Origin of the sequence: Acetivibrio ethanolgignens (genome assembly GCF_001461035.1) — a bacterium.
Lineage (GTDB): Bacteria > Bacillota > Clostridia > Lachnospirales > Lachnospiraceae > Velocimicrobium > Velocimicrobium ethanolgignens.
This window is the reverse complement of the sequence record NZ_LNAM01000153.1, coordinates 72,084-92,611: the sequence shown is the minus strand read 5'-3', so window position 1 is coordinate 92,611 and position 20,528 is coordinate 72,084. Positions and strand designations below refer to the sequence as shown.

Annotated in this window: 26 protein-coding genes, 2 tRNA genes, 1 other RNA gene and 1 other annotated feature; of the genes, 21 read left to right on the top strand and 8 right to left on the bottom strand. The window is 41.0% G+C overall.

The window, feature by feature from the left end; all coding sequences use genetic code 11:
- Window positions 1–35 precede the first annotated feature (35 nt).
- The 3 genes from ASU35_RS09230 (at window position 36) to ASU35_RS09220 (ending at window position 3,832) form a co-directional block, all read left to right on the top strand.
- Window positions 36–1,184, top strand: coding sequence for an exonuclease SbcCD subunit D (locus ASU35_RS09230; protein WP_058352732.1), 1,149 nt, complete (start codon window positions 36–38; stop codon window positions 1,182–1,184).
- Window positions 1,181–3,676 (top strand): AAA family ATPase, encoded by a 2,496-nt coding sequence (locus tag ASU35_RS09225; protein WP_058352731.1) that lies wholly within the window; start codon window positions 1,181–1,183, stop codon window positions 3,674–3,676. The genes ASU35_RS09230 and ASU35_RS09225 overlap by 4 nt, the downstream gene beginning before the upstream one ends.
- Window positions 3,677–3,758: 82 nt before the next feature.
- Window positions 3,759–3,832 (top strand) — tRNA-Met (locus ASU35_RS09220).
- A 214-nt stretch (window positions 3,833–4,046) separates the two neighbouring features.
- Here the strand turns inward: ASU35_RS09220 and ASU35_RS20200 are convergent.
- Entirely contained in the window at window positions 4,047–4,142 is a 96-nt protein-coding gene (locus ASU35_RS20200) for a putative holin-like toxin (RefSeq protein WP_242861247.1), read from the bottom strand.
- A gap of 345 nt (window positions 4,143–4,487) precedes the next feature.
- On the opposite strand from ASU35_RS20200, the gene ASU35_RS09215 reads away from it, so the two are divergent.
- From ASU35_RS09215 to ASU35_RS09205, 3 genes are all read left to right on the top strand, one after another.
- The gene (locus ASU35_RS09215) at window positions 4,488–4,682 is read left to right on the top strand and encodes a hypothetical protein (protein ID WP_058352730.1); all 195 of its coding nucleotides are present in this window, start codon (window positions 4,488–4,490) and stop codon (window positions 4,680–4,682) included.
- A gap of 63 nt (window positions 4,683–4,745) precedes the next feature.
- Window positions 4,746–5,000 (top strand): DUF4160 domain-containing protein, encoded by a 255-nt coding sequence (locus ASU35_RS09210; RefSeq protein ID WP_058352729.1) that lies wholly within the window; start codon window positions 4,746–4,748, stop codon window positions 4,998–5,000.
- 32 nt (window positions 5,001–5,032) lie between these two features.
- Window positions 5,033–5,377 (top strand): DUF2442 domain-containing protein, encoded by a 345-nt coding sequence (locus tag ASU35_RS09205; protein ID WP_083504221.1) that lies wholly within the window; start codon window positions 5,033–5,035, stop codon window positions 5,375–5,377.
- Window positions 5,378–5,932: 555 nt separating this feature from the next.
- Here ASU35_RS09205 and ASU35_RS09200 read toward each other — a convergent pair.
- The 4 genes from ASU35_RS09200 to ASU35_RS09190 form a co-directional block, all read right to left on the bottom strand.
- Window positions 5,933–6,328 (bottom strand): tyrosine-type recombinase/integrase, encoded by a 396-nt coding sequence (locus ASU35_RS09200; RefSeq protein WP_058352728.1) that lies wholly within the window; start codon window positions 6,326–6,328, stop codon window positions 5,933–5,935.
- Complete coding sequence (locus ASU35_RS09195; RefSeq protein ID WP_058352727.1) at window positions 6,329–6,520, bottom strand: hypothetical protein; 192 nt, start codon at window positions 6,518–6,520, stop codon at window positions 6,329–6,331.
- A gap of 487 nt (window positions 6,521–7,007) precedes the next feature.
- Window positions 7,008–7,077: hammerhead ribozyme type II (locus ASU35_RS18690), an RNA gene on the bottom strand.
- Window positions 7,078–7,133: 56 nt separating this feature from the next.
- Window positions 7,134–7,313: a hypothetical protein gene (locus tag ASU35_RS09190; RefSeq protein ID WP_058352726.1), complete on the bottom strand. Its 180-nt coding sequence runs from the start codon at window positions 7,311–7,313 to the stop codon at window positions 7,134–7,136.
- A gap of 181 nt (window positions 7,314–7,494) precedes the next feature.
- Between ASU35_RS09190 and ASU35_RS09185 the strand changes: the two genes are divergently transcribed.
- The 4 genes from ASU35_RS09185 (at window position 7,495) to ispF (ending at window position 9,148) form a co-directional block, all read left to right on the top strand.
- Complete coding sequence (locus ASU35_RS09185; RefSeq protein WP_058352725.1) at window positions 7,495–7,677, top strand: hypothetical protein; 183 nt, start codon at window positions 7,495–7,497, stop codon at window positions 7,675–7,677.
- Between the two features lie 52 nt (window positions 7,678–7,729).
- Window positions 7,730–7,915 carry a hypothetical protein gene (locus ASU35_RS09180; protein WP_058352724.1) on the top strand — a complete coding sequence of 62 codons (186 nt, stop codon included), beginning with the start codon at window positions 7,730–7,732 and terminating at the stop codon, window positions 7,913–7,915.
- Between the two features lie 60 nt (window positions 7,916–7,975).
- Window positions 7,976–8,389 (top strand): hypothetical protein, encoded by a 414-nt coding sequence (locus ASU35_RS09175; protein ID WP_058352723.1) that lies wholly within the window; start codon window positions 7,976–7,978, stop codon window positions 8,387–8,389.
- Window positions 8,390–8,674: 285 nt separating this feature from the next.
- Window positions 8,675–9,148 carry a 2-C-methyl-D-erythritol 2,4-cyclodiphosphate synthase gene (gene ispF, locus ASU35_RS09170; protein ID WP_058352722.1) on the top strand — a complete coding sequence of 158 codons (474 nt, stop codon included), beginning with the start codon at window positions 8,675–8,677 and terminating at the stop codon, window positions 9,146–9,148.
- Here ispF and ASU35_RS09165 read toward each other — a convergent pair.
- Window positions 9,145–12,147, bottom strand: coding sequence for an EAL domain-containing protein (locus ASU35_RS09165; protein WP_058352721.1), 3,003 nt, complete (start codon window positions 12,145–12,147; stop codon window positions 9,145–9,147). The two genes, ispF and ASU35_RS09165, sit on opposite strands and share 4 nt — an antisense overlap.
- A 135-nt stretch (window positions 12,148–12,282) precedes the next feature.
- On the opposite strand from ASU35_RS09165, the gene ASU35_RS09160 reads away from it, so the two are divergent.
- The 7 genes from ASU35_RS09160 (at window position 12,283) to ASU35_RS09130 (ending at window position 17,556) form a co-directional block, all read left to right on the top strand.
- Window positions 12,283–13,215 carry a GNAT family N-acetyltransferase gene (locus ASU35_RS09160; RefSeq protein ID WP_058352720.1) on the top strand — a complete coding sequence of 311 codons (933 nt, stop codon included), beginning with the start codon at window positions 12,283–12,285 and terminating at the stop codon, window positions 13,213–13,215.
- A 36-nt stretch (window positions 13,216–13,251) separates the two neighbouring features.
- Window positions 13,252–13,491 (top strand) — a binding site (T-box leader).
- Between the two features lie 50 nt (window positions 13,492–13,541).
- Window positions 13,542–14,216 (top strand): serine O-acetyltransferase, encoded by a 675-nt coding sequence (gene cysE, locus ASU35_RS09155; protein WP_058352719.1) that lies wholly within the window; start codon window positions 13,542–13,544, stop codon window positions 14,214–14,216.
- 18 nt (window positions 14,217–14,234) lie between these two features.
- On the top strand, window positions 14,235–15,644 hold the full coding sequence (gene cysS / locus ASU35_RS09150; RefSeq protein WP_058352718.1) for a cysteine--tRNA ligase: 1,410 nt from the start codon (window positions 14,235–14,237) through the stop codon (window positions 15,642–15,644).
- A complete protein-coding gene (locus tag ASU35_RS09145) occupies window positions 15,629–16,078 on the top strand; it encodes a Mini-ribonuclease 3 (protein ID WP_058352717.1) in 450 nt (149 codons plus the stop codon). The genes cysS and ASU35_RS09145 overlap by 16 nt, the downstream gene beginning before the upstream one ends.
- A gap of 1 nt (window position 16,079) precedes the next feature.
- The gene (gene rlmB / locus ASU35_RS09140) at window positions 16,080–16,817 is read left to right on the top strand and encodes a 23S rRNA (guanosine(2251)-2'-O)-methyltransferase RlmB (protein ID WP_058352716.1); all 738 of its coding nucleotides are present in this window, start codon (window positions 16,080–16,082) and stop codon (window positions 16,815–16,817) included.
- A gap of 52 nt (window positions 16,818–16,869) precedes the next feature.
- Window positions 16,870–17,478, top strand: a complete 609-nt coding sequence (gene sigH, locus ASU35_RS09135) for an RNA polymerase sporulation sigma factor SigH (RefSeq protein WP_058352715.1) — start codon at window positions 16,870–16,872, stop codon at window positions 17,476–17,478.
- A gap of 5 nt (window positions 17,479–17,483) precedes the next feature.
- Window positions 17,484–17,556, top strand: a tRNA-Thr gene (locus ASU35_RS09130).
- Window positions 17,557–17,900: 344 nt separating this feature from the next.
- Here ASU35_RS09130 and ASU35_RS19260 read toward each other — a convergent pair.
- Complete coding sequence (locus ASU35_RS19260; protein WP_156059402.1) at window positions 17,901–18,047, bottom strand: hypothetical protein; 147 nt, start codon at window positions 18,045–18,047, stop codon at window positions 17,901–17,903.
- A 482-nt stretch (window positions 18,048–18,529) separates the two neighbouring features.
- Here ASU35_RS19260 and ASU35_RS09125 point away from each other — a divergent pair, with 482 nt between their 5' ends.
- A complete protein-coding gene (locus tag ASU35_RS09125) occupies window positions 18,530–18,736 on the top strand; it encodes a helix-turn-helix domain-containing protein (RefSeq protein ID WP_058352714.1) in 207 nt (68 codons plus the stop codon).
- Window positions 18,737–18,864: 128 nt separating this feature from the next.
- On the opposite strand, the gene ASU35_RS20195 is transcribed toward ASU35_RS09125, so the two are convergent.
- On the bottom strand, window positions 18,865–18,957 hold the full coding sequence (locus ASU35_RS20195; RefSeq protein WP_242861246.1) for a putative holin-like toxin: 93 nt from the start codon (window positions 18,955–18,957) through the stop codon (window positions 18,865–18,867).
- A 347-nt stretch (window positions 18,958–19,304) separates the two neighbouring features.
- Here ASU35_RS20195 and ASU35_RS09115 point away from each other — a divergent pair, with 347 nt between their 5' ends.
- The 3 genes from ASU35_RS09115 (at window position 19,305) to ASU35_RS09110 (ending at window position 20,485) form a co-directional block, all read left to right on the top strand.
- A complete protein-coding gene (locus ASU35_RS09115) occupies window positions 19,305–19,505 on the top strand; it encodes a hypothetical protein (protein WP_058352712.1) in 201 nt (66 codons plus the stop codon).
- Between the two features lie 109 nt (window positions 19,506–19,614).
- Complete coding sequence (locus ASU35_RS19255) at window positions 19,615–19,782, top strand: hypothetical protein (RefSeq protein ID WP_156059399.1); 168 nt, start codon at window positions 19,615–19,617, stop codon at window positions 19,780–19,782.
- Window positions 19,783–20,119: 337 nt separating this feature from the next.
- The gene (locus ASU35_RS09110; RefSeq protein ID WP_058352711.1) at window positions 20,120–20,485 is read left to right on the top strand and encodes a site-specific integrase; all 366 of its coding nucleotides are present in this window, start codon (window positions 20,120–20,122) and stop codon (window positions 20,483–20,485) included.
- The last annotated feature ends 43 nt before the right edge of the window (window positions 20,486–20,528 follow it).

Below are 20,528 nucleotides of genomic sequence, written 5' to 3'. Positions count from 1 at the left end.
TTTGGGGGATTTTGCAAGAGGAAAGGATTATATATATGAAATTATTACATCTGGCAGATTTGCACATTGGAAAGGTAATCAATGAGTTTTCCATGCTGGAGGATCAGAAGTACATTTTAAATCAGGTGATTTCCATTGCCCGGGATGAAAAAACAGAGGGTGTTATCCTGGCAGGGGATATTTATGACCGTTCTGTGCCGACAGCAGACGCTGTGCTGGTCTTGGATGACTTCTTAAGACAGCTTATCAAGCTGGGACAGAAGGTTTTTGTTATCAGCGGCAATCATGATTCACCGGAGAGAATCGGATTTGCAGGGGAAATATTGGAAAAGGGCGGTCTCTTTATGGAGGGTGGTTTTTTTGCTGCGTTGAAGCAGGTGAGCCTTTCGGATGAATATGGAAGGGTGAACCTTTATTTTATGCCCTTTTCGCGGGTAGCTGCTATGCAGAAGGTGCTGGGAATGGAGGCAGGCTGCACGATGACAGACTGCATCCGGCAGGTGATTAAGAATACAAAAATAGATTCTTCACAAAGAAATATCCTGATTACCCACCATTTTATTACCGGAGGTGGAAGTACACTTAAGCTTTCAGATTCAGAATATCCGGTATCTGTCGGTGGCACAGAAAATGTGGATGCATCGGTATTTGATTGCTTTGATTATGTAGCACTGGGACATATCCACAGGCCACAGTCTATAGGACGGGATGCTGTATGCTATGCTGGCTCGCCTTTAAAATATTCTTTTTCCGAGTGTGAAGCGAAAAGTGCAGTGCTTCTTGAACTAAAGGAAAAAGGCAGCCTTTCCATAAGTCGCAGGCCCCTGAAGCCGTTACATGATATGCGGAAAATTAAAGGAAGCCTTAAGGAGCTTTTAAAGGAGGAGGTGGTTTCTCTGGCAGACCCGGAGGATTATCTTCATGTTACTCTGACAGATGAAAAAGAGCTTTTTGAGCCAATGGAAGCTCTGCGGAGCCGCTATCCGAATGTGATGCAGCTGGAGCTTTTAAAGAATATCCGGCAGGAAGGCGAAAAAGCGGTAAGAAAACAGCAGCTTAGGAAAAAGTCTCTAATGGAAATCTATGAGGACTTTTATGAGGAGGTAACAGAGAGGAGTCTTAATGAGGAGCAGAAGCAGGTATTAAATGCTGTGATTTCCGGAATAGAGGAGGAAAGGCTATGAGACCAATACATATGATACTGAGCGGCTTTGGACCTTATCCGGGCAGAGAGGAGGTCAATTTTTCAAAGCTTGGCGGGAACGGTGTATTTTTAATTACCGGGCCGACAGGAAGTGGAAAAACAACGATATTTGATGGCATTACCTATGCTTTATTTGGGGCAGCCAGTACCCAGGTGAGGGATAAGAGCTCTCTTAGAAGTGATTTTGCAGAGGAGGATACGGAGACCTATGTTGAACTTCTGTTTTGGCACAAGGGAAAGGAGTATACCATTCGCCGCTCTCCAAAATACGAACGCCGGAAGAAACGGGGGAGTGGAGTGACCCTTTCCAATGAGTCCGCTCTGCTTTTAGAAGAAGACAAAAGACCCTTAGAAACTGTTACAGAGGTAAATAACAGGATTGAGGAAATTCTTGGATTTAATTATAAACAGTTTAAGCAGCTGGGGATGCTGGCACAGGGAGAGTTTATGGAACTTTTACTGGCAAGCTCCCGGGACCGGGTAGAGATATTCAGAGACTTATTCCAGACAAAGGCCTATGAGGAGCTGCAAAGGCGGCTTAGTGAAGAGGCAAAAGGGCTGAAGGACAGGCTTACAGACTTAAGCAGCAGAATGGCTGAGCTACTGGGACAGGCAGGCTTTGAAAAAACAGAGGGTCTTCTGCCGGCAGAGCTTGCTCATCAGGTAAAGGAGGATTGGGAGAAGGAAAAGCTAAGAAAAAGAGAGGTAGAGGAAGAGCTTAAAAGAACCAGAAAGAGCTTAAAGGAGCTGGAGGAAAAGGGGGCAGAGTATTTTAAGCTGGAAAAGGAGCTTTTCCGGGAGATAGAGAAAAATAAAAAGAAGAAGAAAGACTGGGAGGAGCAGGCGGTAAAGGCGGCTTCTCTGGAAACTGCTTTGACAGAGCTTTTGGAGAAAAATAAGCTTCAGAGGGAAAAGGAAAAAAGAGAGCTTAAGGAGCTGTTAGAAGAAAAAAAGGAGAGCCAGAAAAAGCAAAAGGAGCTTTTGGGCTGGGAGAGGCAGCTTTTAGAAATAGAAGGAGCAATAAAGGAGAAAAAAAGGGAGGAAGAGGGACTGCTTTTTTTGTTAAAAGAGTTTTCAGAGCTTGCAAAGGAGCAAAAGAAGCAGGAAAGCTTAAAGCAAAGCTATGAGATTCAGCTTAAGAAGGAGAAGGAAGTAAGGGCCCGGTATCAGGAGAAGGAAGAGCTTTATCGTTCAACTGCAATTGGGCTGGCTGCCCGCTTTTTAGAGGAGGGAAAGCCTTGCCCGGTTTGCGGCTCTCTGAGCCATCCTAATAAAGCGAAGGTGTCAAAGGAGGTGCCGGATCAGCAGGAGGTAGACCACTGGAAGGAATTAGCCCAAAAGGAGCGTGTCCGGCTGGATGAGGTCTTTGCTGCCACCCAGGAAAATCTGGGTGCCTTAAAAAAGAGGAAAGCAGATACCAAAGCGGCCTGTGAAAAGGAAGGAATTCTGGATGAGGCCGAGGGAAAAGAAAAGTATTGTCTTTTACAGCAGGAGGAAAAAGAGCTTTGTCTGCGGCTTAAAAATTGTAAAAGCAAGGAAAAGGAAGCAAAGGGCCTGGAAAAGCTTCTGTTGTCTTTGGAAAAACGGGAGGAAACCCTGAAGAGACAGGAAGAAAAGGGACGTCTGAGGGAAGAAGGAGAGACAGAAAAGCTGCGGGAACGTCTGTCAAAGGAGAGCTTGAAGGCAGCAGAGAAAAGAACCATTTTTGAAGAGGGAGTAAGAGTAGAGGAAACGCTGAAAGAAAAGCTGGAAGCTACGGCAAAACGACTTTCTTTAGATATTTCTTTTGTGGAGGTGGAAAGAAAGAGCCTGGAGTGTCAGATAAAGGAGCTGGAGCAGAAGAGAGATTTTAGTGTAGCACGGCTTGGAAAGCTGAAAACGGCTTGGGAGACCTTAAAACTCCGCTTGGCAGAACGGCAGGAGCTAGAAGAAAAATATGGCATCTGGCAGAACCTGGATAACATAACCAAAGGGAAAAACAAGGACAGACTGGTATTTGAGCAGTATGTACTGGCGGTATATTTTGAAGAGGTTCTGGAATCTGCTAATCTCCGGCTGGCAGAAATGACCAGCGGAAGGTATGAGCTTCGGAAGGTTCGCAGGGTAGAGGATGCAAGGACAACCAATAGTCTGGATATTGAGATTTTTGACAATTATACAGGTAAGTGTCGGCCGGTGAAGTCTCTCTCTGGCGGTGAATCCTTTAAGGCAGCACTCTGCCTGGCTTTGGGAATGGCAGATATGATAGAGGCTTCGATTGGTGGTATCCGTATAGATACACTTTTTATTGATGAGGGCTTTGGAAGCCTGGACGAAGAGTCTCTGGATCAGGCACTGAAAAGCCTCTTGTCACTGACCGGGCAGAAGCATCTGATTGGTATTATTTCCCATATCAATGAATTAAAGGAGCGGATTGACCAGCAGATTGTCATTGAAAAAGGAAGAAGTGGAAGTCATATTGTAAAAAAATAAAAAAAGCTATTGACTTTTAAGACAAAAGCATATATAATATACAAGGTGTCACGATGAAAGTCGGACATCTTGTATTTAATATGGCGGGATAGCTCAGTTGGCTAGAGCACACGGTTCATACCCGTGGTGTCGGGGGTTCAAATCCCTTTCCCGCTACTAAAAATTTTTTCGTGAAAAGCCGTGAAGTCATTGATTTTACTGGCTTTTTTCATTTCCTAATATATTACATCAAATGAAAAAAATATTTGAGGTAATCAAAAAGGTAATCAAAACAAAAAAACACAGGAAAGGAGAGTCCTGTGCAAGTGCTACGAAAGATAAATCGACCACAAATCGGTTTATTTTTTTGTAGAGTAGGCGGATGAAAATTTCATCCGCCTACTCTACCCTTGAAAATTTTATAGCAAAGACCAGCAAGGGCAACAATGAACATACAAAACTGAATCAAATCAGAATATGTAACCATTGGCAACCCCTCCTTTCTTTCGTCTGGAGGGTTAGCCCCTCCGAAGTAGGAGGGTAAGCCGCCCGGCTCTCTGGTTTCCTATGCCGATATTATAACAGTATCTGGCATGGTTTGCAATCTAAAATTTTCAAGGTACAAGATCCTTGTGTTTTCCTCCTGTATTTGAATTGGTATGTTCCTTTGTTAATATAAATATAGAATAGTTTAAATATGCTGTCAATAAGAAAAGTTTAATTATGCCTTAAATTTGTGAATTATTTTCTGTAAAATAATCATGTATAGGATTGATGATGTTTGACATAAAAGTTTAAATATGCTAATCTGATAAAGACAGGAGGTGCTAACATGGCATACGCAAAGAAAGAGGACGCTATAGCATATGTAAATGCATATCAAAAAGAGAAGTACGACCGTATAACTGTTATGGCTGCAAAAGGCAAGAAAGAAGAGTATGAAGCGGCGGCAAAGTTTAAAGGTATGAAACTATCAGCATTTATACAAGATTGCGTTGAAAAAGAATTGGAGCGAATGAGAAAGTAAAGAAAAGTTTAAATATGCTACAATAATATTGTCGAAAGACAATAGCAGAAAGGAGCGGATGAAATGCCAGTAATAAGTAGATTTTATGGAATTGTAATCAAGATGTATTTCAGACAGGCAGAGCATAACCCGCCACATTTTCACGTTATTTATGGCGAGTATTTAGCAGAAATCGACATCAGAACGGGGGAAATGTTAGTCGGGGATTTGCCGAGAAGGGCATTGAAAATGGTCGAGGAATGGAGAGAAAAAAACTGTGACGCACTTCTCGAAATCTGGAAAACTCAAAACTTTGTAGAATTGCCACCGCTGGAATAATCCAGCGGATGGTGTTCATGGGAGGTGATGTGATGTTTTACAGGGTGCAAAGTGTAGAACCGAAAGATAATTTTATTTTATCTGTGTTATTTACGGATGGAGTAAAAACAGAATATGACATAAAACCATTATTTGCAAAATGGGATGTATTTAATAATCTTAAAACCATCGAAGGACTTTTCCAGCAAGTAAAGGTGGATGCAGGAGGTTACGGTATCAGTTGGAATGACGAAATCGACCTTGCGAGCGAAGAGTTGAGGATAAACGGAAAGGAAGAAATAGAGCTAAAACCGGACGAAATAGAAGCAATAGCAAGAGCAAATAAAAGCATAGCAGAAAACGGAACAATTCCGCATAATGCTATTAACTGGGATTAACTAGGAGCCGCCAGAAATTGCGGTTTTCATTTTCCTTGACAGAATAACAAATGAATGCTTTATAATAAATTATAGTGGCTCTCCGTTTGGCGGCTATGCTGCTGGCGGTGTGGTGGCTTTTATCGATGTCTTTTTGTGTTTTATAAAGTGCTAAAAATTACCCATTTTTCACTAAAACGCTATATATAATATATATTATGATGTGGGTGTCAAAAGTACACCCCGACAGCACTTTGATAACTGAATAAAGCTATGCTTTACACACCAAATCTGGTATAATAATACTATACAGAATTACTTGTTTGAGAGGTGTGCGTATGTCTTTTGTAACGTCAGTTATCAAAGTACAAATTTATATCAAAGTCATCGAAAAAATGACTTTTGACACTCACATCATTTCATACTAAAAGGTAATCAAAAAGGCCAGGTTATTTGAATATATCAATTAGGCCGATAATTTTTAAAATTGCTATGACCGGACTTAAAACCAGTTTAATTCTATTAATTCAAATGCTCAAATTATCGAAAATTCATTTCAACTTCTTAAAAGCGATTTTACGCAGTCATTTTTAAATTATCAAGGTGCAATAAATGCTTTTGTATCTGACGTTCTGACAGGTCAAACAAGTGTTGTTGTTCTGTCATGTGGTTCCCTATGCGGTAATCATTGATATATTCGCGGATTTCCTCTGGTACTGTAAAAATTCTTTCTTTTCCGGTCTTAATTTCTGAGATGTTCAGCCGGTACCGGTCGCCATCCTTGATGATGTCGCAGTAGTGGAGCTGCAAAATATCGCTGATACGCAAGCCGAGATTGGCTTCCAGAGTCAGAGCGGTAGCAATTCTCTCATTCGGCTTGTATTCCCTGCCGGCATGGCAAAAACCGCTCTTTATTGAGGTTATGATGTCGATATACTGCTGGTCGGTAAGTGCTACGGTTTTTTTATTCATTTATACCAAACCTTTCTTTTTCCACCAGATTAGGCAGCCATTTTCCAATTTGTAATGAAACCAGGCACCACTTTGGTATTTAATAATCAAAATATCACCTTCATATCTGGATGCTATTGGTTTTCCATGCTGCCAGACTTCAAAAGTTGCCTTGTGATGCTTATAACAATAGTCTAATGTCAGGTTTTTCATTCGCTCACATCTTTTTATAGTGTTCTATGAGTTTTTCAAGCTCTTTCTTTTCGGCATTCCACTTTATCATATCCGGCATTTTGTCCAGTTCACGGATAAGCACAACATAGCCCTATTTTATTTGTAGTTTATAATGGTTCCATGCATCTGTCAGTTTCTTAAGGTTGCCAATAAAATAGCCGTCTTTGTCACAAGAGGGATATTTAAAGCCATTAACACCGCGCCTGATTTTGATTATCGCAGGTTGTGTATTCATGTGTGATTGCCCCCCCTTTTTTTTCTTTATATTGGAAATTCCGCTCCCAGGCCGTGAACCTACACCGGAACCGGAGAAGCTGGAGAGTGTAGCATGTTATTCTTCTTCCGTGAGGAAGTCTATTTGATTATTGATTAGATAGTCTGTCACTTGCTTTAGTGTAAAATCGTCCAGCTTCATCATTCTTAAAACCGCCTTTAACTATGTATAATTTCTTCATATCGTTCCCTGTCTGGTCTGCCAATCATCCGCACCGGGAGACCGTCCCGCGGTGGACGCTCCGAATCGGAGCGTTTCGGCTTATGCGATTGCTTCAATCTCCAATTGTTCGATTTCAGAAGGAGTAAATCCAAGTTTTTACATTTTCAGAAATTCATCAGACAATGCATATTGTCCTTCTGTTCCGTATCTTTCAAAATTCTGGGCCAACTTTGCGAAATTCTTATATGCTCCTTTCACTCCTTCGTATGTAAAAACTGCGACACCGCCGATTTTAACTGCTGTATTCTTTCCGTTTGTTTTGATTGTTCCTGTCATTGTGTTTTCCTCCCTTGATATATAATTGCTTTTGTTGTTCTGTTGATGATTTGATTTTAATATATAGCGGACATATATTCGATATACAAAGTATACAAATATAGTGGACATATTTTGTTTAATGTGTATATAGCGGATATATTTTCGCTGTATTATACTTTATAAAAAGGAGGTAGCACAAATGGCATATACAGAAGCCCAGAAAAAAGCCAGCATAAAATATATGGCAGAAAAAACGGACGACATACGCTTGCGCGTTCCTAAGGGGTTAAAAAACAAATATAAAATTGAAGCGGAAAAGCGTAATGTAAGCATGACACAATTTATAATAAATTGTGTCGAAAAAGAGCTTGAAAACTCTTGATAATATAGCGGACATATATTATAATATAATTATCCGAAAGGAGGAAATATAAATGGAGGTAAAGCAGGACATGACACTGGAAGAACAAAAGCAAGTAGCCATTGATTATTATGTTAATCTGATGCGTATTAAGGCGGCACAGACAAGCGAGAACAAAGAGCTTGACTATCAAATTAAAGTTGCAAAAGTTAAGTTATCAACGTTTAGCATCGACATTTCAGAACTTGAAATTGCATAACAGTTTTACCGAAGCAGGCTGCCTGGAAAGTATTGGAGAGTTATTTTAGATGGAACAGAGTTGTTCTGCTTTAAGGAAAGGCATTGTGAAAATTGCCTGAGTGTTGTTCAAAGTGATGTGAATGGGAAAAAGGTAACGTTTTATTACCATAAGGTTTTGGAGGCAAAACTGGTTCTTGGAGATAAAATAATCATAAGTCTTGGAACGGAATTTATTGAAAATGAGAAAGAGGATATAAGCAAACAGGACTGTGAAATGAATGCAGCCAAATGCCTGATGGGACGGATAAAACAGGAGTATCCGAGACTGCCGATCTGTATACAGGGAGATGCACTTTATGGAGCAGAGCCGATTATGAAACTGTGCAGGGAAAATGGCTGGAAATATATTTTTACGCAAAAGGAAACCAGACAGAGGTTAGTTGCAGAAAATCCGATTCCAATGCATAAGCAATATAGAGCTAACGAAAAATAATCTGGAAGAAATGATAGAAGCAGGACGTGGACGCTGGAAGATAGAAAATGAAGGCTTCAACAATCAGAAGAATGGAATTTACAGGATAGAACATCTATAATTTTGTTCCTCAACGCTGATTTCAAATGCAGAGCTATTGAAATTCAATGAAAAGCTTTCATTCGGAGAGATACAGAAGCAAACTTATGACAGGTACAAGACAGATTTTCATAGGTTCTTTGGGGACATTGATATTTCTAAAAAAGCATTTAAAAAGAAAGTTAAGCTATAGGAAGGAGAATAAGGATGCGAGTTGGAATGGGATATGATGTGCATAAGCTGGTAGAAGGCCGGGAGCTGATTATTGGAGGTGTTACGATTCCTTATGAAATGGGACTGTTAGGGCATTCAGATGCAGACGTACTTTTGCATGCCATTATGGATGCCCTTTTGGGGGCTGCGGCACTGGGAGATATCGGGAAGCATTTCCCAGACACGGATCCGGCTTATTTGGGAGCCTCCAGTATTGAGCTGTTAAAGAGTGTGGGAGAGCTTTTAAAGAAAAATAAATATGCGATAGGAAATATAGACGCAACGATTGTTGCACAAAGACCAAAGATGCTGCCGCATATTCCTGCAATGCGAGAAAATGTTGCTAAGGCCCTGGGAGTTTTAGTAGACCAGATTAATATAAAAGCAACGACAGAAGAAGGCCTGGGTTTTACCGGCGAGGGTGCAGGTATTTCTGCCCAGGCAATCTGTCTGCTGAATGAATTTTAATTGTTCAAAAGGGCTTCGAAGGCAGCTTCAGGTAGTGGCTTAGAATACAGGTAGCCCTGGATTTCATCACAGCCAAGCTCTTTTAGCTTGGGAATCAGGCTCTCATTTTCAACATTGTTAGCATAGACAGTGAGGCCAAGTCCTTTCGCTGTTTCAATGACCTTTTGCAGCAGAAACCAGTCCTGAGGGGACGGTTGTTTGCTGCAGAAGGCACGGATATTGAGCTTAACAGCATCAATATTGGCGTTTTTTAAAAGAATCAGAGGAGAGTAAATTTCTCCAAAATGATCAATAGTAATGAAAAAGTCAAAGGACTTCAATTCATTGATAAAAATGAAAGCTTCTTCTGGATAATGTACCAAGATTTCCTCGCTGATTTCCAGCGTGAAAAAGCTGACAGGTACCTCATAGTGTGTAAGGATAGAAAGCAGTTTTTTTACAAAATTTGTGGTCTTAAAATGCAGTTCCGATAAATTAACAGAGACGGGAACACATTCAAGACCGGCTGCCAGCCGTTTGCTTAGAAAACGGCAAATTTGTTCTATAATTTGAAAATCCATATCTATGACCATACCGGTTTTTTCCATAACAAGCAGAAATTCGGATGCTTTCTCAATGCAAAGCGGAGCACTTTCCCACCGTGCCAGGGATTCTGCACCTGTAATTTCTCCGGTATTTAAGGAATAGCGTGGCTGATAAAAGGGAAGAAAGCTTTTCCTTTTCAGAGCCTGTGTCAGCTTTTCCAGTGTGGTACGATGATGGAGTGCTTCATCGGCCATCTGAGGTGTGTAGCAGGCATAGTGACTGCCAGTAAAGCCCTTGATACTCTGACGAGCGGCATTGGCATAATCCAGCATTTCACTGATTTCGGTTTCCCCTTGTGGGATAAAATAGACCCCATTGATAATATCAAAGCGATAAAAATCGGGCATAGCCTCGGGTGGCTGGAGAAGAGGACTTCGAATCCGGCAGTTAAGCCGGTCAAAAATTTCATCTTCTTTTTCATAGTGAAGCAACAGGGCGAAATGATCTTGATCAATTCGACAGCTGATTTCTTTTTCCTGTAGAGAGCTTTGTATGGAATGACCAAGAAGCTCTAAAATCTGATTGCCGACTCCGAAGCCAAAGTTTTGGTTAAAGGTATGAAATTTATTAATATCAAGATAAACGAGGGCAAAGTGCTCTTCTCTATTTTCGATCAAAATGCGGCGTCCCCTCTTTAAAAAGAAAGGAAAGGAGGGGAGTGAGGTCACCTGATCGACAGGGGAAGCACTAAGATAGCTTTCCAAACGGCGTTTTGCTGTAATCTGTTCTGCAAGGCTGCCAATGATTTGAAAAAATGAGGTATTCAAGGCAGTGTCAAGGGGGCTAGAAAAACCGGTGATGAAAAAGCCGGTAATTTCTTTTCCATAGTGCATGGCATAGCAGTAAAAGTTTTGGATACCATCCAGGGAAAGGCTTTCAAAAAGCAACGGAGCTTTTTCCTTTAGTCTGGATATGTCATTGCAGAAAAGACAGTGCTTCTCCTTCAGAGGCTGGCAGCAGTCCAGTATTTCCCTTTTGGAGCAGGTATCCGGTAAATCTGTTATAAAAAGTACACGCTGTGCATCAAAAAATTGCTGAACCATGGATGAAAAGGTATGCATACTATCGCTGAAGATTTCCTCGCAGGCGAGAGAAATCCCGAGCTTCAAAATAGAACAGGGAAGCTCTTCCTGGGAAACTGGAGTGGAGGAAACAAGGCTTGTACAGCCGCCAGCCTTATCTGATCGCAAGCCGTAAATGTCATAGGAACGTTTTCCTTTTTTTTGTGCAGTTTCCAGAGCGATAGAAGCTTTTTTGTATAAAATATCATAGTTAGAGCTGTTTTTATCGCCAAGGACAAGACCGATATTACAGGCAATATGAAAATTATCCTGGATGATGTACAGATTTTCCAGAGAAGAAAGAAAATCTTCAGTTTGGCTGACAAGCTCCTTTTCTTCTGTTGCATCTGCAAAAAAAACAAGAAAACGTCCGGTTCCCAGGTGTCCGATAATCTGCTCTCTGAATTGTTCAAAAAGGGTTATGGAGAATTCGTGGAGCAGATTCTGACAAAAGGTATAGCCACGGGTTTTCTGGTATTCTGTAAAATGTGGCAGGAAAAGAAGCATGAGCCCACAGTGAGAGTCATTGCTCATCTGAAGGATGGCTTTGTTAATTTCCTTGATAGCGGCGGATTTTCCTAAAAGGGAAACGAAGGCCTCTTCCTCTATATTAGGAATTTCCAGGTTGGATGACTGACCAAAAATCCGTACCGGTTCCTTTTGTTGATTAAAAAGGAACCGGTATCTTAATTTATGCCAGGTGTAGATACCCAGATAGTTTTTAATTCGCAGGTCAAGGGTCTGTATTTTTTCTGAAGGAGAAAGAAGGATATTCTCCAGCCGTGAAAAGTCCTGGGGATGCACAAGCTCATTTTCCGAAGCATATTGTTTCCAGTTATAAATAAGAGAGGAAACACTATAGCTTTGGGATAAATCTCCGTAACGGGTCATACTTTCTGTAGAAAAATCATATTCCCAGAAGGAATCCCTATAGAACCCTGCTGTAATAGCACAACGCTGCTGTTCTAACAAAATATTTTCTTCGTAGGCCTGTTGCTTGGAGAAGTCCATTAAAAAGCACAGATAGGCAGGCCTGCCGTCATGCTCTTCCAGATAGGTACCGCTCAGCTGAACCCAGTGAATTCCTTCTTCTTTTCGGAGAATACGAAATTTTAGAGAAAGGAGAGAAAGGTCATTGGAGCACCTGACAAGTTCTGCTTTTACATAATCCAGATCCTGTGGATGGATAAAATCCAGATTTGGTGAAGCAAAAAAAGCCGGATCATCTTTGGCAGAAAGATGAAGCAGCTGGTCAAAGCCTGCAGTATGATAATAAATAAAAAAGTCTGGCAGAGTAACCTTGATTAATCCGCCAGGCACAATATTAGAAATCAAATTGAGTGGCTTTTCCATGAAATACTCCTTTCATGACGGAAGTGTCGTATAAATGTGATAATTCTATTATACAAAGATTTCCAAAAATTTCAATATATAGGAAGTTGCTTTTTTTGGCAAAAATAAATATAATGACGCTAGGAGGAATCAGACATGGTTAAAGGATTTGCACAGGAATATAAGCTTTGGCAAAAATGCTTTTTGGATACAGAGGAATACACCGATTACTATTTTCAGGAAAAAACAAAGGATAATATTATTTTGAGGATGTTTCGGGAAAATGAACTGGTAAGCATGGTGCATCTTAATCCCTATACAATCTGCTGGCAGGGAAGGAAGCAGACTCTTTATTATATTGTAGGTGTCTGTACCGAAGAGAATCATAGGAAGAAGGGATATATGAGAAAGCTTTTGAAGGAGGCTTTTCTTTATATGAAGAAAAAGGGCTGCCCTTTTACCTATCTGATGCCGGCGAAAAAGGAAATCTATGAGCCCTTTGATTTTCATTTTATTTATACCCAAAAGCGACTTAAAGGACAGCTTGCCGGGCTGGAGCTTGCAGCGGCAGAAAAAAAGAGTGGACTGCTGGTAAGGATTTTTGAAGAGCTTACTCAGGAAGAAAAAGAAGAGGCTGCTGGTTTTCAGAACAGGAAGCTTTCGGAAAGGTTTGATTTATATGCCCTACGAAGTATCAGTTATCTTGAACGTCTGAGTAAGGAAATGAAGGCTGCTGGTGGAGAACTTCTATTTTTTTATGATAAAAATGGAAAAATCTGTGCAACTGTGGCTTATATGGCAGAGGAGGCAGAAGGAATCTGTGAGGCAGCAGAGTCAATCCTTGAAGGGGAGGCAGCGGCTATGGTATTTGAAGCTTTAGAAGAGCGTCTTTTAAAGAGAAAAGATAGTTGGAATATCTGCTTTTTAGAGCTGGGATTTTGGCCGGAGGAGCTTTCTTGGTGGATTGAAAAACCGGAGCTGTTTGAAAAGCCGATTATTATGGCAAAGGCGTTGGGAGCAGAGGAAGAGAAGAAGGAACTACTGGAAAAGCTTAAGGCTTCCCGGGTGTATTTGAATGAGATTGTATAAAAAGGTTGACAAAAAACAGGTTTTTGCATAAAATAAGTAAAAGCGTTGAACGAAAGAGTAGTCGGCAGGCGAAGTAACAGAGAGAAGTTCCCATTGGCTGAAAGGAACTTTTATCGAGCGGCGGGCGAAGTGCATTCGGGAGCAGATTGTACGAAGGACTTCAGGTCAGTAGTGCAGTCCGGCAGCCACCGTTATCCGGCAGGCCTATGATAGTAGGTGAAAAGGCAGCCTTTGGGCTGTGAATTAGAGTGGAACCACGATAACCTCGTCTCTATGTAGGGACGGGGCTTTTTTATTCAATAGGGACGTAGAAGGGGACATGAAAAGTGGGTTTTATAGCTTATGTAAAAGAGGAAATAGAGATTATAAGAGAAAGGGATCCGGCGATAAAGTCCAATATGGAGGTGTTTTTATACCCCAGCTTTAAGGCTATATTGGGATATAGGATCAGCCATTACCTGTTTCAGAAAAAGCGTTATTTTCTGGCACGCTGGTATTCTCAGAGAATAGCAAGAAAAACGGGAATAGAAATTCACCCGGGGGCTAAAATTGGAAAAGGACTATTTATAGATCATGGAAATGGTGTTATAATAGGGGAAACAGCAATTATCGGGGACAATGTAACCTTGTATCAGGGTGTGACCCTGGGCGGTACAGGAAAAGAGAAGGGAAAACGTCATCCTACGATAGGCGATAATGTAATGATTAGTGCCGGTGCGAAGGTGCTTGGTTCTTTCACTGTAGGAGAAAACTCGAAAGTCGGTGCAGGAAGCGTTGTTTTGTCAGAGGTACCGCCGAATTCTACAGTTGTAGGAGTTCCGGGCAGAGTAGTAAAACGGGATAATGTAAAGGTTCCCAGAGAGGAACTGGACCAGATTCATCTTCCGGATCCGGTATTGAATGATATCTCCAGCCTGCAGGCTCAGGTCGCAGGACTTAAAGAAGAGATAATGGAGCTAAAAAAACAAAAATACAGTAAAATGGCGGCAGCGAAGCCGTAAAAATAAAGGAGAATTGAAATGAAGGTATACAACACATTAACAAGAACAAAGGAAGAATTCGTACCATTAGAAGAAGGTAAGGTAAAAATGTATGTCTGCGGACCTACGGTCTACAACTACATTCATATTGGAAATGCCCGTCCGATGATTGTATTTGATACGGTACGCCGCTATTTTGAATACAAGGGCTATGATGTGAATTATGTATCCAATTTTACTGACGTAGATGACAAGATTATCAAAAAAGCAAATGAAGAGGGAGTTTCTGCAACAGAGATTTCCGAGCGGTACATTCAGGCAGTAAAGGAGGATATGAAAAATCTCAATGTAAAGCCGGCGACGACTCATCCAAAGGCCACGGAGGAAATTGATGGCATGATTGATATGATTCAGACGCTGATTGACAAGGGCCATGCTTATGAAAAAAATGGAACCGTTTATTTCAGAACCAGAAGCTTTGATGACTATGGAAAGCTTTCTAAGAAAAATATTGATGATCTGGAGGCAGGACACAGGGATATCAAGGTGGCTGGTGAAGAAGAAAAGGAAGATCCGATGGATTTTGTTTTATGGAAGCCAAAAAAGGAGGGTGAGCCCTCTTGGCCATCTCCATGGAGTGACGGTCGTCCGGGCTGGCATATTGAGTGCTCTGTGATGAGTAAAAAGTATCTGGGAGAGCAGATTGATATCCATGCCGGCGGAGAGGACTTAATTTTCCCACATCATGAAAATGAAATCGCTCAGAGTGAGGCTACTAACGGTAAGGAATTTTCTAAATACTGGCTGCACAATGGCTTTTTAAATATTGATAATAAGAAAATGTCAAAATCGGAGGGCAATTTCTTTACAGTAAGAGAAATCGGGGAAAAATATCCATATGAGGTGCTTCGTTTCTTTATGCTGTCGGGAGCTCATTATCGTATGCCCCTTAATTTTAGCCGTGAGCTGATGGAGGCTGCAAAAAATGGCCTGGAGCGTATTGTTACAGCGGTAGAAAAGGTTAAGGGATTGATGGAAAAGGCAGAAGAAAAGCCTCTTACAGCAGAAGAAAAGGAATTTTTAACAGAGCTGGAGCGTCTGAATGAGAAGTTTGATGCAGCCATGGATGACGATTTTAACACAGCGGACGCTGTTTCCGCTATCTTTGAGCTGGTAAAGCTTACGAATACCCGGATGAAGGAGTCTTCCTCTAAAGAAGCAGTGGAAAAAGCCTATGGAAAGCTGACTCTGTTATGTGGTATACTGGGTATTGAGGCAGAACGGAAGGAGGAGCTTCTGGATGCGGATGTTGAGGCTTTGATTGAGGAGCGTCAGACGGCCAGAAAGAACCGTGATTTTGCAAGGGCAGATGAAATCCGTAACGAGCTGCTAGAAAAGGGTATTGTATTGGAAGATACCAGAGAAGGTGTAAGATGGAAAAGAGCGTAAATAGCTTTTTGGATTGTGTAAAAGAGGAATTTGGACTGGAGAAAAAAGAGGCGAAGCAGTATTCGCCTCTTACTCTGGCTTATATCGGCGATGGTGTCTATGACTTGATCGTTCGTACCGTTTTAGTTGAGCTGGCAAACCAGCCGGTGAAAATACTGCATAGAAAAGCAAGCTCCATTGTAAAGGCGGAGTCCCAGGCCAGGCTGATTCATGAGATTATGGACAGCCTTACGGAGGAGGAGCTGGCAGTGTATAAGCGAGGACGCAATGCCAAGTCAGCAACCTCAGCGAAAAATGCCAGTATTACTGATTATCGGACGGCAACGGGACTGGAGGCCTTGATGGGATATCTGTATATGGAAAATAACATGGAGCGTGCAGTGACTCTGGTAAAGGAAGGGCTGGTTCGCCTGGGCGAATGGAAGGAGAAATAGTGTGAGATACGAGGAATTAACAATTGAAGGCAGAAATGCAGTTTTAGAAGCTTTTCGTGCCGGACGGCCGGTAGACAGGCTGTTTATTTTAGATGGCTGCCAGGATGGACCGATTAAGTCCATTCTCCGAGAGGCAAAAAAGGGTGATACGATTATTACCTTTGTGAAAAAGGAGCGGCTGGATCAGCTGTCGGAAACGGGGCATCATCAGGGGGTTATTGCCTATGCGGCTGCCTATGAATATGCGGAAATTGAGGATATGTTTGCTCTGGCTGAGAAAAAGGGTGAGCCTCCATTTTTAATTATTCTGGATAATCTGGAGGACCCGCATAATCTGGGAGCTATTATCCGTACAGCGAATCAGGCTGGGGCCCATGGTATTATTATTCCAAAACGTCGAGCGGTAGGATTGACAGCAACAGTAGCAAAGGCTTCTGCAGGAGCAATTAACTATGTTCCGGTAGCGAAGGTTACAAACCTTGCAGCGACGATTGAGGAACTAAAGGAACGGGGCTTGTGGTTTGTCTGTGCCGATATGGACGGGGAACTGATGTATAACCTGAACTTGAAGGGGCCAATCGGTCTTATTATCGGTAATGAGGGCGAGGGCGTCGGACGCCTGGTAAAGGAAAAGTGCGATATGATAGCCCGGATTCCGATGAAGGGTGACATTGATTCTTTAAATGCCTCTGTGGCAATGGGAGTTCTGGCTTATGAAATCCTGCGGCAGCGGGGATAGCTTAAGGCGGTTTGGCAGCAGTTAATGTTTAAAATGAGGGGGGGAGCATAGAATGAATGCAGGGTTTGAAAAAATGAAGGATGAAGAACTGATAGGAAAGGTTCGTAAGGGAGATAAACGGGCGGTGGATTATCTGATGGACAAGTATAAAAATCTGGTTCGTCAGAAGGCACGCCGTTTGTTTTTAATCGGTGGTGACCGGGAGGATTTGATTCAGGAGGGAATGATTGGACTTTATAAGGCGATACGGGATTATACGCCTGAACGGGAAGCTTCTTTTTGTTCCTTTGCAAATCTTTGCATTGAAAGACAAATTTACAGTGCAATAAAGGCTTCTAACCGTCAAAAGAACCTTCCGCTGAACACCTATATTTCTTTTTCGGATGTTGATTTTGTGGAAAATGATGCAAAAGAATCAATTTTTGGAAATAATCAATTAAATCCAGAAAAATTAATTATTGACAAAGAGAGTATAAGTGTGTTAGAATATAAACTCGTAAGGCACTTAAGCCCTTTTGAGAAAAAAGTCTTTGAGCTTTTCGATGAAGGGAAGAAGTATACTGAGATTGCTGAGGAGCTTCATAAATCTCCGAAGTCCATTGATAATGCCTTACAGCGAATTAAAACCAAACTGAATCAAACTCTTTTGGAGCTTGAGTAGGTTGTGCTGCTGTGGCTCAGTCGGTAGAGCGTCGCATTGGTAGTGCGGAGGTCACGGGTTCGATTCCCGTCAGCAGCTTTATTTTTTTGCATAAAACATCTTCAACTTGTTTTTGCTGGATTCCAATGTATTTTTGAGTGACAGCGGAAGAAGAGTGCTGCAGGAACTGTCGCACAAGTTGGATATTGTACCCGTTATTGATGTAAATCTGTGTTGCAAAGGTTCATTTTCTTTTACTCCTTCCGTATGCTTTCAAAATTCGGTCAAGTGTTTTTATGGTACTGTACATTTATGCCGCGTCTGACTTTGATTATCGTAGGTTGTGTATTCATGTGTGATTGCCCCCTTTTCTTTATATTGGAAATTCCGCTCCCATGTCGTGAACCTACACCGGAACCGGAGAAGCTGGAGAGTGTAGTATGTTATTCTTTTTCCATCAGGAAGTCTATTTGATTATTGATTTCTTCAACAACCACATTATAAGAAATTGCATTGATAAATAGTTTCCGTGCCAGTGCTTTAGAAATTTCTCTCTCTTCCGCAATATTATTGATTAGATAGTCTGTCACAGAAGTTCCGCCAGTTCTCGGCGGTTTTGTTCTGCAAGTATTCAGCCTTTGCCAACTGATAGAGTTTTAAAGCGTTGCTTATCTTTGTCTGTAAATCTTATTCGAATGTCATAATATCAACCATCCTTTCATTATTCGTGCCTTGCCAATCGTCAGCATCGGGAGACCGTCCCGCGGTGGACGATCCAGAGTTCGGAGCGTTTTGGCTTATGCGATTGCTTCAATCTCCAATTGTTCGATTTCAGAAGGAGTAAATCCAAGTTTTGCATTTTCAGAAATTCATCAGACAATGCATATTGTCCTCCTGTTTTAATGTGATTTGATGTGTTTTATAATCAGGTTTAGAATTTTTTGTTCTCGTTTCTTTGGATCTGGTTCTTTGAAAACGTCTTTAGTCAATAGAAAAATAATCATAATGAATATTTTTTATTTTAACTTGAATATTTTATGTTATTGTAGTATTATGTTTTTAAGATGATGAAATGGGAGCAAGCAAGAAAATTAAGCAAGTTATGATTGAAAAAAATATAAAGGTCGGAGAACTTGCGGAAAAAATCGGAATGAAGCCACAGCCATTAAGTACAAAACTTTACCGTGATACCATGAGCTATACAGACGTTGAAAAAATTGCCGACGCTCTGGGCTGTGATGTAAAAATCGTTGACCGTTCCACTGGGAAAGAATTTTGATTTGACGAATGCCGCCAGATGTGCTATATTTCACATAGAAAAAGGAAAGCCAGAGAAACGGCTTACCCCGAACAATGAGTTACTAACCTTTATAGAAGGTCAGCCGTCACATGTGCGAGATGTGGCGGCTATTTTCGTTTTCCCTTGAAAATCTTATAGCAAAGACCAACAAGGGCAACAATGAATATACAAAACTGAATCAAATCAGAATATGTAACCATTGGCAAGCCCTCCTTTCTTTCGTCTGGAGGGTTAGCCCCTCCGAAATAGGAGGGTAAGGCACCCGGCTCTCTGGTTTCCCATGCAGATATTATAACAGTATCTAGCATGGTTCTCAATCTAAAATTTTCAAGATGCAAGCTTCCTGTGTTTACCTCCTGTGGTTTGGTTCATATTTCATTTGCTGATATTATAATAGCAAATATTAGACACACATAAAAGACGGAATAATAAACAAATATGTAGCACACATAGTTGCTAAATTTTGTTTAAAATGCATAAAGCACACATTTTCGTTGACTATAAAGCGCACATTAGATATAATAGAAGAAAGAAGGGAGGCTTTGAAATGGCTGAATACACAGAAAAGCAAATGGAACAGCGAAGAAAAGCCGTTGAACGTTATCAAGGAACGGTTGACCGCGTAAATTGCATGTTTCCAAAGGGAACGAAAGAAAGAATTGCTAAGACTGGGATGAGCTGCAACGCATTTATAAAAGAATGTGTCTTACAGGAATTGGATAAGATAGAGAAATATATAAAGAGATAAAGCACACATTTTAAAAAGAAGTGTGCCTGACAAATCAGGCACACATAACATATAATAAAGACAGTTAAGGAAAGGCAAGGCCTTAACGGATGGAAAGGAGAATAAAAGCATGATGGAGGTAATGCAAGATATGGGGATGACCGATTTACAATTTAAGAGTTGGCTCAAGCAAATCATTAGAGGACTTGAAGGAGCCAAGGATGAAAGCACAAAAGAAGAAACAGACAAGAAAATCGATGAGCTGTTAAAGGATTTAAAAGAGGATTTACAGGGATAACACATTAGCGGAGGCTTGCCACTCCGCTAATGTTATTTAAAAGATAAAGGACTAATGACTGATAGGTAGAGGACAAGCAAAGCCTTGATGGGAATGGAGCAAGGCATGGGAGGAATGACAGATAAACAGAAAAAAGAAAAGCCCAGAATAGGCTTTAGGGATTGACAGGGAGGGAGGAACTTGAATACTGGAAATCCTTGAAGAGAGAATTATCGTAGAAGATATATTCCATGAATGGTCCGCTGATAAACTTTCCAGAGAAGAAATCAGCAAATCAACATACGACAGGTACATTCAAGATTTTGGCAAGTATTTCGCAAAAATCAGAGACATAGATGTGAAATACATTACAGAAGACTTTTTGAAAGATTTTGTAAAGAATATGACACATGAATTCTCTATGTCTGTGAAGTGCTATTCTAACTGTCGTACATTGATTTATGGAATCTTCAAGAGAGCAAAGAAAAAGAAACTTATTTCGTTTAGTGTGACAGAATCAATAAAAGATATGGAGATTTCAAAGAAATCATTCAAAAAAACGATTGTAAGAGCTGACGTGCAGGTTTTTCTTTGTGGAGAGAAAGAATCAGTAGAAAAGTATCTGGAGGAAAATCCTGATATAACCAATTTAGGTATTTTGTTAATGTTTAAGACTGGAGTTAGAATAGGGGAACTTGCTGCTTTTAAGGTAAGCGATGAATAATCCACCGTATGGAATTATTCATCTGCCTATGTTTTAATTAAAA

Excerpts from the sequence above, each read along its gene's own strand:
- ASU35_RS09125 (WP_058352714.1), top strand. The coding sequence starts at position 18,530 with ATGGGAGCAAGCAAGAAAATTAAGCAAGTTATGATTGAAAAAAATATA.
- ASU35_RS09145 (WP_058352717.1), top strand. The coding sequence starts at position 15,629 with ATGGAAAAGAGCGTAAATAGCTTTTTGGATTGTGTAAAAGAGGAATTT.
- ASU35_RS09225 (WP_058352731.1), top strand. The coding sequence starts at position 1,181 with ATGAGACCAATACATATGATACTGAGCGGCTTTGGACCTTATCCGGGC.
- ASU35_RS09230 (WP_058352732.1), top strand. The coding sequence starts at position 36 with ATGAAATTATTACATCTGGCAGATTTGCACATTGGAAAGGTAATCAAT.
- ASU35_RS09190 (WP_058352726.1), bottom strand. The coding sequence starts at position 7,313 with ATGACAGGAACAATCAAAACAAACGGAAAGAATACAGCAGTTAAAATC.
- ispF (WP_058352722.1), top strand. The coding sequence starts at position 8,675 with ATGCGAGTTGGAATGGGATATGATGTGCATAAGCTGGTAGAAGGCCGG.
- ASU35_RS09200 (WP_058352728.1), bottom strand. The coding sequence starts at position 6,328 with ATGAATAAAAAAACCGTAGCACTTACCGACCAGCAGTATATCGACATC.
- ASU35_RS09215 (WP_058352730.1), top strand. The coding sequence starts at position 4,488 with ATGGCATACGCAAAGAAAGAGGACGCTATAGCATATGTAAATGCATAT.
- ASU35_RS09205 (WP_083504221.1), top strand. The coding sequence starts at position 5,033 with ATGTTTTACAGGGTGCAAAGTGTAGAACCGAAAGATAATTTTATTTTA.
- ASU35_RS09165 (WP_058352721.1), bottom strand. The coding sequence starts at position 12,147 with ATGGAAAAGCCACTCAATTTGATTTCTAATATTGTGCCTGGCGGATTA.
- ASU35_RS20195 (WP_242861246.1), bottom strand. The coding sequence starts at position 18,957 with ATGGTTACATATTCTGATTTGATTCAGTTTTGTATATTCATTGTTGCC.
- ASU35_RS09115 (WP_058352712.1), top strand. The coding sequence starts at position 19,305 with ATGGCTGAATACACAGAAAAGCAAATGGAACAGCGAAGAAAAGCCGTT.
- ASU35_RS09180 (WP_058352724.1), top strand. The coding sequence starts at position 7,730 with ATGGAGGTAAAGCAGGACATGACACTGGAAGAACAAAAGCAAGTAGCC.
- ASU35_RS19255 (WP_156059399.1), top strand. The coding sequence starts at position 19,615 with ATGATGGAGGTAATGCAAGATATGGGGATGACCGATTTACAATTTAAG.
- ASU35_RS09185 (WP_058352725.1), top strand. The coding sequence starts at position 7,495 with ATGGCATATACAGAAGCCCAGAAAAAAGCCAGCATAAAATATATGGCA.
- ASU35_RS09160 (WP_058352720.1), top strand. The coding sequence starts at position 12,283 with ATGGTTAAAGGATTTGCACAGGAATATAAGCTTTGGCAAAAATGCTTT.
- sigH (WP_058352715.1), top strand. The coding sequence starts at position 16,870 with ATGAATGCAGGGTTTGAAAAAATGAAGGATGAAGAACTGATAGGAAAG.
- ASU35_RS20200 (WP_242861247.1), bottom strand. The coding sequence starts at position 4,142 with ATGGTTACATATTCTGATTTGATTCAGTTTTGTATGTTCATTGTTGCC.
- ASU35_RS09195 (WP_058352727.1), bottom strand. The coding sequence starts at position 6,520 with ATGAAAAACCTGACATTAGACTATTGTTATAAGCATCACAAGGCAACT.
- ASU35_RS09210 (WP_058352729.1), top strand. The coding sequence starts at position 4,746 with ATGCCAGTAATAAGTAGATTTTATGGAATTGTAATCAAGATGTATTTC.
- cysS (WP_058352718.1), top strand. The coding sequence starts at position 14,235 with ATGAAGGTATACAACACATTAACAAGAACAAAGGAAGAATTCGTACCA.